7 protein-coding genes and 2 tRNA genes are annotated in these 11,820 nt (G+C 46.4%); 6 read left to right on the top strand and 3 right to left on the bottom strand.

Annotation, left to right across the window (positions count from 1 at the left end):
* Positions 1–167 precede the first annotated feature (167 nt).
* On the top strand, positions 168–6,209 hold the full coding sequence (gene pulA / locus AACV12_RS11660) for a pullulanase-type alpha-1,6-glucosidase (protein ID WP_170900368.1): 6,042 nt from the start codon (positions 168–170) through the stop codon (positions 6,207–6,209).
* A gap of 319 nt (positions 6,210–6,528) precedes the next feature.
* Positions 6,529–7,200 (top strand): DUF2726 domain-containing protein, encoded by a 672-nt coding sequence (locus tag AACV12_RS11665; RefSeq protein WP_013856668.1) that lies wholly within the window; start codon positions 6,529–6,531, stop codon positions 7,198–7,200.
* On the opposite strand, the gene AACV12_RS11670 is transcribed toward AACV12_RS11665, so the two are convergent.
* On the bottom strand, positions 7,188–8,249 hold the full coding sequence (locus AACV12_RS11670; protein ID WP_017048647.1) for a GGDEF domain-containing protein: 1,062 nt from the start codon (positions 8,247–8,249) through the stop codon (positions 7,188–7,190). The genes AACV12_RS11665 and AACV12_RS11670 overlap by 13 nt on opposite strands.
* Before the next feature lie 272 nt (positions 8,250–8,521).
* Here AACV12_RS11670 and AACV12_RS11675 point away from each other — a divergent pair.
* From AACV12_RS11675 to AACV12_RS11690, 4 genes are all read left to right on the top strand, one after another.
* Positions 8,522–8,598 (top strand) — tRNA-Val (locus tag AACV12_RS11675).
* 37 nt (positions 8,599–8,635) lie between these two features.
* A tRNA-Val gene (locus AACV12_RS11680) sits at positions 8,636–8,712 on the top strand.
* 309 nt (positions 8,713–9,021) lie between these two features.
* The gene (locus tag AACV12_RS11685) at positions 9,022–10,074 is read left to right on the top strand and encodes a lactonase family protein (protein ID WP_170900369.1); all 1,053 of its coding nucleotides are present in this window, start codon (positions 9,022–9,024) and stop codon (positions 10,072–10,074) included.
* A gap of 12 nt (positions 10,075–10,086) precedes the next feature.
* Positions 10,087–10,449 (top strand): RidA family protein, encoded by a 363-nt coding sequence (locus AACV12_RS11690; protein WP_013856709.1) that lies wholly within the window; start codon positions 10,087–10,089, stop codon positions 10,447–10,449.
* A 114-nt stretch (positions 10,450–10,563) separates the two neighbouring features.
* On the opposite strand, the gene cydX is transcribed toward AACV12_RS11690, so the two are convergent.
* The gene (gene cydX / locus AACV12_RS11695; protein ID WP_013856710.1) at positions 10,564–10,665 is read right to left on the bottom strand and encodes a cytochrome bd-I oxidase subunit CydX; all 102 of its coding nucleotides are present in this window, start codon (positions 10,663–10,665) and stop codon (positions 10,564–10,566) included.
* Between the two features lie 12 nt (positions 10,666–10,677).
* Positions 10,678–11,814: a cytochrome d ubiquinol oxidase subunit II gene (gene cydB, locus AACV12_RS11700; RefSeq protein ID WP_170900370.1), complete on the bottom strand. Its 1,137-nt coding sequence runs from the start codon at positions 11,812–11,814 to the stop codon at positions 10,678–10,680.
* Positions 11,815–11,820 lie beyond the last annotated feature (6 nt).

Genomic DNA, 11,820 nt, shown 5'->3' on the forward strand with positions numbered 1-11,820 from the left:
CCCTTGGCTCTACGCCCTGAGAGCAAAATGGCAAGGGGGAGGTAATTGGCGGTGTCAAAATTATAACGTTAGCTTAGGTAGATATAGGCATATGTCTACTGATTTATAGGTTTTCTGCCAGCAGTGAGAGCAGGACGAGCACTAACGTTATAAAACGGATTACAACAATGAAAACAAACCTAACGAGAATGACTTTAGCGTTTGCTTCAATTGGTATGCTAGCGGGTTGTAATGACTCGTTAGACGTTCAAGTCATGGATGGGTATTTAACCAATGCCCAAGTTTGGCTGGATGTGAACGGCAATCGTCAATTTGAACAAAACGAACCTCAAGCGTATACCGACCAAAAAGGTATCGCAAAAATTAACGTGGCGGGGCTGCGTGGTGACGTAAAAAATTATTATCTGATGGCTTCTGCTATCAAGGGAAAAACCGTTGACCAAGATATTCCCACCGTCAAAACGGCGCGCAATTATTTAATGATGGCGCCAGCAAATTATCCGGTGATCAGCCCTTTTACGACTTACCTCAGCGTGCAGATGCAAAATGGTAAGCGAGAGAGTAAAGCGTTGGCTGAGCTGAAAAAGGCGCTGCGTATTCCAACTCTGGATATCAAAGCGGATTATGTCGATAACCACATCTTGGTTGCTCAATCTGCTAAAGCGCTAGCGCAACTGCTACCTGCTACTATCGATGACTCCAGCTTGCCTGAATTGGCCAATACCTTGAAAAAAGCCAGTAAACGGTTTGGCGATGAGATCAAAAAAGCACAGCGAGAAAAGAGCGATATTCGCGATAAAACACTGATGCTTGAAAATGGTGAGCCTGTTATTGGCTTTGATAGCGATAGAGATGGCGTAGCCGATTTGATTGACCACTTTCCTTACGACATCCAAGAGAGTATTGACTCCGATAATGATGGCATTGGCGATCACGCAGACCTAGACGATGACAACGATGGCTGGCCTGATGAAACTGAATGGCGATTAGGGACAGATCCTTATGACGCCTTAAGCTTTGCTGCCGATCTCGATGGCGATGGCATTGCGGATGTCGAAGATGATGATATTGATGGTGATGGGTGGAGCAACGCCGATGAAGCGCGTTTAGGAACGGACGCCAATGATGTTTCAAGCGTTCCTGCTGACCTTGATAGTGACGGTATTGCCGATAGCGAAGATGACGATATTGATGGTGACGGCGTGAGCAACGCGCAGGATGTATTCCCACGAGATCGCTTAGAAAGCCTTGATACCAATAACGATGGGCTAGGGGATTTTGCCTCAAGCGACGATGACGGTGATGGCATCCCCGACAGCATTGATCCACAACCGAAACAGGCGGATAACTCGACAACCGAGCCGACCCCAACTTATCAAGAAGCGATCATTTACTACCTGCGTGATGACAATAATTATGACGGCTGGGGACTACACCTTTGGAACAACGGTAGCTGTGATTCTGTTTCTGAATCTGCGCTTAATGGTGTGGATTGGGGAAATCCTTACTTAGCCTCAGAAATCGACCCGATTTATGGAGCGATATATCGCATTCCACTTAAAGCAGAACATGGCAACTGCATGAACTTTATTGTGCACAGTGGCAATGATAAAGCGCTGGGCGGCGATGATTTAGTGCTGGATTTTGTCAAAGGCAATACGCTTTATACGCGCCACGGTAGTGCGGTATTGAACTATTCTCCTAATGAGCAAATTCAAGTTGCCATTGAGGGCGCAGCTGCACATTGGCTTGCGGTAAATCAACTGGCGTGGTTCGATCACAGCGAAGCGGCAAGCTATGAGCTTTGGAGCCGCGCGCAAGGCAATGGTGATATCGCCCATCCTGAACAATTCATTCATTACCCATTAGCCTTGTCAGGCGTGACAAATAATGCGCATTTCCCACATTTAGCGGGTCGAGCAGCCTTCACATTGGATGTGAGCAACGAACAAGCTAAAGCGCTGTTGAAAACGCAGCTACTCACAGTAGCGAGAGATGCTGAAGGCAAAGTACTGGTTGCAACAAAAGTACAGATCCCAGGAATAGTCGATAATCTTTACACGGCTGGCAGCGATGATGCCGATGAAGCGAAACTTGGCGCTTGGATAGACGGTGATAGCGCGCATTTTGCGCTATGGGCTCCGACCGCGCAGCAAGTGGAGTTGTATCTGTATGATCAAGATAAAACCCTTCTCAGTACCTCCCCTCAGCCGATGGTTGAAGATCTCAACACCGGAGTTTGGCACTATCAAGGTGAGCGCTCGCTGAAAAACAGTTTCTATCGTTACCGCGTGCAGGCCTACCATCCTAAAACGGCGCAACTTGAATGGATGATGACGACCGATCCGTATTCGCAATCGCTCAGTACATCCAGCCTTTATTCTCAATTGGTGGACTTAACCGCAGCAGAGTCAAAACCGGACGATTGGGATACTCAAATTATTCCTGAACTGAGTCATCCTGAAGATAACATTCTTTATGAAGTACACATTCGTGACTTCAGCAACAGTGATAGCAAAGGAACAGCGGAATACAACGGTAAGTACCTCGCCTTCTTGGAAGAAGAACGTGACAGTGTTGCGCACCTGAAAAGTTTAAAACAAGCGGGTTTAACCACTATTCACTTACTGCCAAGCTATGATTTAGCGTCGATTCCGGAAGATGAGCAAAAGCGGGTCGATCTTAATGATACGGTCGCAAAACTGTGTGGTATTAACTCGCAAGCGTCGCTTTGTTCTGATGGCACGTCGATGAGCGCGACCATACTTTCTTTGTTGGAAAAAACCGACCCGAATACACCGCAAGCACAAGCATTACTTGCGGATGTGCGGCCGCTTGACAGCTTCAACTGGGGTTATGATCCATTCCATTACAGCGCGCCAGAAGGCAGTTATGCGGTGCAAAGTGATGGTGTGTCACGGGTGAAAGAGTACCGCCAAATGGTACAAAAACTGCATCAGCTTGGTTTTCGAGTCGTGCAAGATGTGGTCTACAACCATACCTACTCGTCAGGTTTGTATGACAAATCAGTACTGGATAAAACCGTGCCCGGTTATTACCACCGCTTGAACCCCATCACAGGTGCGGTTGAAAATTCTAGCTGCTGTGACAATACCGCTTCAGAAAACCGTATGTTCGAGAAACTGGTGGCCGATAGCGTCACGATGTGGGCGCAAGATTACAAAATCGACGGTTTCCGTTTCGATCTTATGGGACACCTGATGAAATCAAGCATGCTCAAGATTTATGAGGCGGCGAAAACGGTTGATCCTGACACTTGGTTCTATGGTGAAGGCTGGAACTTTGGTGAAGTCGCCAACGGTGCCAGAGGTGAAAATGCCACCCAATGGCCAATGGCTGGAACGGGAATAGGGACTTATAACGATCGCTTACGTGACGGTGTGCGTGGCGGTGGTCCATTTGATAGCGGTGAGGCGCTATTAACCACTCCGGGTTTTGCTAATGCAGGTGATCGATTTAGTGATGAGCTGAAATCGAAAATGGACTTAATTCGCTATGGCATGGCTGGCAATTTACAAACCTATCCATTGCAAACCGCCAGCGGCATGACAGTGCTTGGCCGTGATTTCCAATACGGTGGTCAAGGCGCGGCCTATACACTTGACCCACAAGAGTCGATTAACTACGTCTCTAAACACGACAATCAAACCCTGTGGGACTTCAACCAATATAAAGCAAAAGCAGAAACCAGCTCAGCGGATAGAGCGCGCATGCAGATCATTGGTCTTGCGCCAGTAATGCTTGGGCAAGGTGTTCCTTTCTTCCATATGGGTTCAGAACTACTTCGCTCAAAATCGATGGCGCGCGACAGTTACGACAGTGGTGATTGGTACAACCGTGTTGACTTTAGCAAGCAGACCAACAACTGGAATGTCGGCTTGCCAAGAGCAGATAAAGATCAGGCTAACTGGAGTGCGATTCAAAGTGTGATAGCCAACCCCAATACGGTGGCTTCCGCGCAAGATATTGTATGGACAGATAATGCCTTCAAAGCTTTGCTGGCAATTCGTGCGCAAACACCGTTGCTCAAGCTAATCTCTGAGCAAGAAGTGTTAAACCGTGTTCGTTTCCATAATACGGGGCCAAATGCGCAACCTGGCATGATAGTGATGTCGGTGAATGATGGTATTTCAGCTGGTGCGGATCTCGACCCTAACGTTGAGGCCATCGTTGTCGCCATCAACGCCAATAGCGTTGAGCAAAGTGTGGTGATCCCGAATGCGCAGCGCTTTGAATTACATCCTGTTTTACGCACAGCACAAGATGTGCGTGTTAAATCGAGCCAGTTTAACAATGGCCGCTTTACCGTTCCAGCCTTAACGGCGGCAGTGTTTGTGATGCCGCAGCAGGGCGAGCAGGGTGCTGGCTTAAGCATTGATGCGCCACCAATTGATGTTGCACCTTATGGTTCAACCACGGTGTACGTGCGTGGTTCGATGAACGGTTGGGGAGTTTCAAATCCATTATCCTATCAGCAAAATGGTCTCTACACGTTTGAAGGTTATCTGACTCCCGGAGTGTATGAATTCAAAATTGCTTCTGAAGATTGGAGCACACTAAACCTTGGTTTTGGTGGCTTTAGTATCGCTAGCGGTTCCGCGACATTGGAAAATGCAGGAAATGGCAATATCAAGCTTACCGTAACAGAGCAAGGTGTTTGGAAGTTCACACTGGATGCATCCAACACATCGCAACTGGTGGTTGGCGTTGTGGATACGGGTGTTGACTACGCGTGTTATCAAGACAATAACCCCGCTTGTGATTTGCGAATTTATCAAGTGATGGTGGAATCCTTTGTTGATGGAGATTCAAACGCTGATTACGGCGTTGGTTACGGCAACTCGCACCACCGTGGTGATTTGCAAGGCATCATCAATAGCTTGGATTATATTGCTAGCTTGAACGTTAATGCGTTGTGGTTAACGCCAGTATTTGATTCCTGTGCGGGTCAAAATGGCGATGATAAGCTTGACGCTACTGGCTATTTTGCGTGTGATTATTTCAACGTAGATCCTAACTTTGGCAGCAACGCTAAACTAAAAGAGCTGATTGATAGTGCGCATGACAAAGGGCTGTACGTGTTATTGGATGGCGTATTTGGCCACACCAGCTCTGTTGGCGTGAAAGCGTCACCGAGCGGCAAGTTACCTCAGCTTCGTGACGGAGAAAGTGGTTATCCGGGCAAGTTGGTCACTTATCCTAGCCAAGCGAGTGAGGCATTTTTCACTGAAGTTGCCAGCTACTGGATCCGTGAGTTTGGCATTGATGGCTGGCGTTTAGACCAAGCGTATCAAGTTCCGCTTGAGAGCTGGCGTTCGCTGCGCGCGGCGGTTGAACAAGCATCGCAAGATAACCTCAATGCAGGGAAATCATGGGGCACATTAGGTTATATGGTCGGTGAAGTGTGGCAAGGGGCTGATGACATTACCCTAACTGCGTATGGCAGTGATACAAACCCAGCGCTCTCCTCTGCCTTCAACTTTCCTTTACGCTATGGTGTGATGCAAGCACTAGCAGTGGAAGAATCTGGCGCAAGCGGTAGCGCTCTGAGTCTAGAAGCCAGTTGGAATAACCGAGCGAAATCGCCTTATCACGCCATGCCAAATCTAATGTTAGGTAATCATGATTTGGTTCGCTTTGGTGACCTGATCCAACGAGGTAATTTAGGTGATTATTATGCGCGACATCTTGCCGCGTTCAGTTTTCTTGCTGCTTATTCTGGGCCAATCACGCTTTACTATGGTGAAGAGATTGGGGATGAAGTCGAAAACTTTGCAGCGCAAGTGACACAAAATTGTGCCGCTGTTGGTTTGTGTGATGATCACGTTGCTCGTTCTAGTGGCAAAGTAGATGCTTCAAGCTTGTCACCACAACAGCAAGCGCTGAAAAACAGCGTCAGTCAATTAATGCTACTGCGCAGCCAATACCCGTCACTGGCTAAAGGGGAGCGGCGTAATGTGTGGATTGACGAGAGTTTGTACGCGGATCTCAAAGTGTACGGTGATGAGCAGATCCTCTATGTGCTGAACACCAGCACTGCGGAGCGGAGATTATCTCTTGATATGGGAAGCGTAAAAGCTGCGACTCAATTGAAGGATTTAATGACTGAAGAGACGATCGCCACGCAAATCGGTACAACGACAATCATCGTTCCGTCTTTAACTGGCCGCTTACTTCGACTGGACTAATCGTTAAAGCAATGAAAGCTCGCTGCGGCGAGCTTTTTCTTTCTCTACTTTTTCCTACCAAGGCTCTCATTAATGAGCCTCTCGTTTGGTCATTGTCCATTGACAGAAAACACAAGTTGCGACATTTCACTCATTGGCGTAGCTTATCAACCTGAATGACACTCTGGTACACATTCTAGATTCAGCTTACAAGAGAGCCTGCTGCCATGTGGATTAGGTCACCCTCTTCAACAAATCCATAGTAATAAACTGGCCTTTGGGCGGTACTTCGTTTATTAATTAGCGAGTTAGCTAATTACTTCAAAATGGTTTTTATCGTATGACCAACATTTTTATCATTGTTGCACTGCTGGTGCTGTTTTTTGTCTTTATCCAAAAGTACGTGATCAAACACGACGATACCAAAGATTACGCTTATAAGAAGAAAGGGGCGTTACTCAATATGTCTGAAGGCGCCTTTCATAACGCACTGAAATCTGCAGTAGGGGAACACGGTGTGGTGTTGGCTAAAGTTTCAATGGCCAACGTGGTTACCCCAGCGGCGAACTTGAATAAAAAGCAGTGGTTCATCGCCAATAACCGAATCGCCAAAAACTATTTTGATTTTGTGGTGTGTGATGCAAGAACCTTAGAGCCGCGAGTTATCATTGAGTTGGATAACGGAAAAGAACTGCATAAAGGCAAGGTAGAGCGTGAAAAATTGCTGATGCATGTGTGTAAGTCTGCCAACATTCCATTGATTGGTGCGAACATCAAACACAGCTATCAAGTGAGTAAACTAAGAAGGTTACTGGCCGCGCATATTGATTTGATCGAAACCGATAAAGAAGTGCGTTTTTGCAAAAAATGTGGCAGCCCAATGGTGATAAAAATTGCCAGCCAAGGCGAATTCAAAGGCCGACGATTCTTTACGTGTAGCCGTCAACCACAGTGTACCTATACTGAAAATTATAATGTGGTGTATGAAGTAGGCGAGGATCAAGAGCTCTGAGAAATCCAAAGTGTCGAATCATCCACTGTGTCATTGATTTGGCAAATACAAACTTGGTTACGTCCATTTTTCTTCGCTTTATAAAGCTCAACATCGGCTAATTTCAGTAGTACATCCAACTTGTCACCTTCACGGTATTCACAAATACCGACACTTAAGGTCAGTTGGATTCGCTTCGATCCATAAGCGTACAAATGTTGATTAATCGCCTCGCGCAGTTTTTCTCCCACATGTTCGGCTTGCGCGATGCTGTTATTAAACAAAGTCACACAAAACTCCTCCCCGCCGATACGGTAGAGGTTATCGTCGCCCACAATTTGAGACATTACCTGCGTCGTATCGATCAGCACCTTGTCACCGGCATCATGCCCATGGGTGTCATTCACTTGCTTAAAATAATCAAGGTCAATCACTAAAAGGCACAACGTCGTATCCACCTTATTTTGCACGAAGTGAGCAAAGGCGTGAGTGAGTGCCAAACGATTGTGAGAGCCCGTCAGCGCATCACGAGAAGCGAGGTAGCGCAGCGAGTTTTCGGTTTTCTTACGGCTAGATTCAAAAAGATGAGCCACCGTCCAAATCCCGCAATAACAAAGAAGTAGGTTAATCATCAACGGGGTTGGGTCATAATCCACATTCCATGAGCCTTGAGAATGGATATTGAACAGTTGCGGAATGAGTGCGATGCCTGTAGCGAGACGGCCATGCTTAACCCCTAGCAATAGGTAAAAAAGTACTGGGAAAAACGTTGTCCATAAAAATAGGCCATTGCTTAAAGGCTGAATAAAAGTTCCTACACTGATGATAAAGATCAGAAAATAAACGTAGACACGAATGTGAGTGACTGAATGTGCTTGTTGTTTTGCAATCAAGTAAACGTAATAGGAGTAGCACATGAAGATAAATTCTAATGCTGCTAGCCCGTAGCTGTAAGTGTAAAAAACGTTAAATAGGACGAAGAAAAATGCAATAGCGGTTAGCAGTAAGCTTAACCCACAAAGTACAGAGGCTCTCAAATGATGAGAATGGTTGAATAATCGCGCATCCATGTTACGTCACCGTATTGCATATCGAAGATATTGATAAAGCTTATAGTACGAGATAATTGGTCCGAATCAATGGATAATCTCACATAACTTATACAATGAAATAAATTGGACAGCTTACACCTATTGTTGATCCGGTTATTGTGCTTAAACCCAGAGTTGTGAATAAAAAACAGACAAGCTGGTGATAGATAAGCCAACTGGCTCAAAAACAAAGAAAATAGACTTGCACACAGCAAAAACAGCCGTTAATATCCACTCCGTTCTGAAGATATGCGTCCGTAGCTCAGTTGGTTAGAGCACCACCTTGACATGGTGGGGGTCGGTGATTCGAGTTCACTCGGACGCACCATTTCAGTTGCATGTATCATGCTCAAGAACAAAAATTTGGGTCTTTAGCTCAGTTGGTTAGAGCGTCTGGTCGACATCCAGAAGGTCGTTGGTTCGAATCCAATAAGACCCACCAAATTCAAACAAAGCCCGCCACGTGCGGGCTTTGTTGTATCTATGACATACCAAATCAGTATTATACGAAAAACCCACGCAACGTTATCGCGGAAAATTATTTAACAGCGAAGATGGATTTTATCCTCTAGGAAAAATAAACATTATTCCGAGCATGTTGTTCATTGATTGTGTTCCGCAATCGCCCGATTGGATTTAAGTTTGGACTGTATGGCGGTTTTCATCACTGCCACACAGGCAGCTTAATTAAATTATCCCAGATTAAGGTGAAATTTGGGTATAGTGTTTTATTTTTGATGATAGGTGGAAAATGAGTACACACAATGCCGCGCGTTTTTACATTGGTACTTATACGGATGCACCAAGCAGTAGTAACGGCGTTGAGCTGATTGAGCTTAACACCATCACGGGTGAACTTAGTGTTTTGCAAGAGGTGATGGCGACGCGTAACCCTTCCTACCTTCTTGAAACAACGAAAGGCTTTTACACTTTTAACGAGGTAGAAGCGAGCGACAATCCACAATTGATACACATTAATAAGGGTTTGGTTTCTCAAATGCCACTGTCGGGTAGCTATGCATGTCATCTTGCTATTGATGCCAAGCAGTGCTATTGCGCTGTGGCGCATTATGGGTCGGGTAATGTGAACATTGTTCGTTTGGACGACACTGGCAAACCTGAGTTATGCATCGCTGATCTATGGATTGATGGTCAGGGGCCAAATGCAGAGCGCCAAACCTCACCTCACGCTCATCAGGTGGTTTTCCTTAAACAGTCGTCGCAACTGGTTGTGGTCGATTTAGGGAGTGATGCAATTCATTTTTTCGCCATCAACAGTGATAATCAGGCATTTTCATTGGCGCAAACTGTAGAGATGCCTGCGGGGAGTGGGCCGCGCCATGTGGTGTTTAATCACGCAGAAACCCGAGCTTTTGTGGTCTGTGAATTGTCGGAGACTTTGGTCACCTTAGTATTTTCCGGGACACAATGGCAAATAGAGGCTGAGTGCGATCTCTTGCCGAATGAGGCGAAAAGTGGAGCGGCTGCGGCAATTAAGTTGTCGCCCGATGAACGTTTTCTCTATGCTTCCTGCCGAGAGCAAAATAAAATCGTTCTTTTTGAACTATGCCAGCCACAACCGCAATGGATTGCCGCATTTGATGTCGGTGGCCAATTCCCGCGTGACTTTACTTTGTCTGCGGATGGAGATTGGTTGTTGGTTGCTAGCCAACATTCACACACAATTGCCAGTTATCGCCGAGATGAAACCACAGGCAGGTTGGTTGCCAGCGGCTTTAGCTGCAAAGTTGGCGCGCCAGTCTGTGTGATCGAACAGCACTGTTGCGAGTTATCTTTACCATAAAGAGAGAAATTAATGACTATTCATCGTATTAATCCAAGTAAACGTTGGTCTGACATTACCGTATTCAACGGCATTGCCCACTTTGTGGAAGTGGCTGATAGCGATACAAAAGCCGATATGAAAGGGCAGGTTGAGCAGATCTTAGCCCAAGCTGAGCAGCAGTTGACGGCGATCGACAGCGACAGAAGCCGCGTGTTATCGGTGACAATTTATGTCACAGATTTTGCTCATTTCGCCGCTTTGAATGAAGTGTGGGATAGCTGGTTTCCAGAAGGATGCGCACCAAGCCGAGCCTGCGTTCAAGCGCAATTGGCAAGCCCTGACTATCTGGTTGAAATGGCTTTTGTTGCCGCAGCTGGCCCAAAATTTCAGTAAATACGTTTCTTACGATGTGATAAAAAAGGGCGCTAAAAACAGCGCCATTTTTTTATCTCAAAGCTTGATGATCTTAACGCTTCTTAACAGGTTATCTGCTTGCATATGAGTGAGTTACGATTCATCGAAATGCTCAGCTTGCTCAAGCCACAATCCATTGATTATACCAAATGCGCAGGCGAGTAATACGCCAAGAACCCAACAGAAATACCACATCAGTCATCTCCTTTAGTACAGCGATGTGCTGTGGTTGCGAATGTAATCATCACTCAATCGACCGAACATTTTGTAGTAACCCCAAGCCGTGTAACTGAGGATGACTGGCACCACTAAGATGGCGACAATCGTGATGATATTGAGTGTTTTCTGGCTGGATGTGGCATCCCAAATCGTCAAACTGTGTGATGGCATTAAGCTTGACGGCATGATCATCGGAAATAGCGCCACGCCTGCCGTAAAAATAATGCATGCAATAGCAAGGCTAGAGAATAAGAATGCCCCGCCAGATGCTCGTTTCAGGCTTGCCCATATGCACGCCAATAAGCTCGCGATGCCCACGCAAGGGATCAACCACAGCATGGCGTGTGCTTGATAGTTATGCAGTAAATGACGAGCGATGCTAACCACCTCTTTATGCAAGGGGTTTGAAGCGGCATCCGTGACAATTGGGCTCACGATAATATAACCCGCCATGTTGGCTGCCAAGAATCCGCCGATGAGAAATAAAGCCACCGCAATGCTGGCACTGACGACCGACGCGCTATGGGCTCGCTCGCATAACACATCACAAGTTTTGAGCTGTAAAAACGTTGCGCCTTGAGTGACGACGATGGCAAGGCTGAGCAGGCCACACAGTAGTGGAAATGGTGTGAATAGATCCCAAAAATGGCCTTGGTAATCGAGCATCAATAAGTTATTGAGCTGAAAAGGGACTCCTACCAATAAATTACCAAAACCAATGCCAAAGATGAGGGGCGGCACAACGCCACTGATGAACAGTGCGTTATCGCACGCCTTGCGCCATGAGGGGTTATCGATTTTTGAGCGATAATCCATACCAATTGGGCGCAGCCATAACGCAGCAAGTAGCAACATCATCGCTAAATAGAAACTAGAAAATGCGGTGGCGTAAACCAGTGGCCAGATAGCGAAAATCGCACCGCCAGCAGTAATCAACCACACTTGGTTGCCATCCCAATGAGGCGCGATACTGTTGATCATCACTCTTTGTTCAACATCACTGCGTCCCAAAATGGGCAGTAGCGCTGCAACGCCCATATCAAAGCCATCGGTGATGATAAAACCAATCAATAGCACACCGACAATCGCCCAAGTCAGCAGACGTAAGGTTTCGTAATCAAACATTGTGTT

This window comes from Vibrio sp. 2-2(8) (assembly GCF_963888495.1).
Taxonomy (GTDB): domain Bacteria; phylum Pseudomonadota; class Gammaproteobacteria; order Enterobacterales; family Vibrionaceae; genus Vibrio; species Vibrio anguillarum.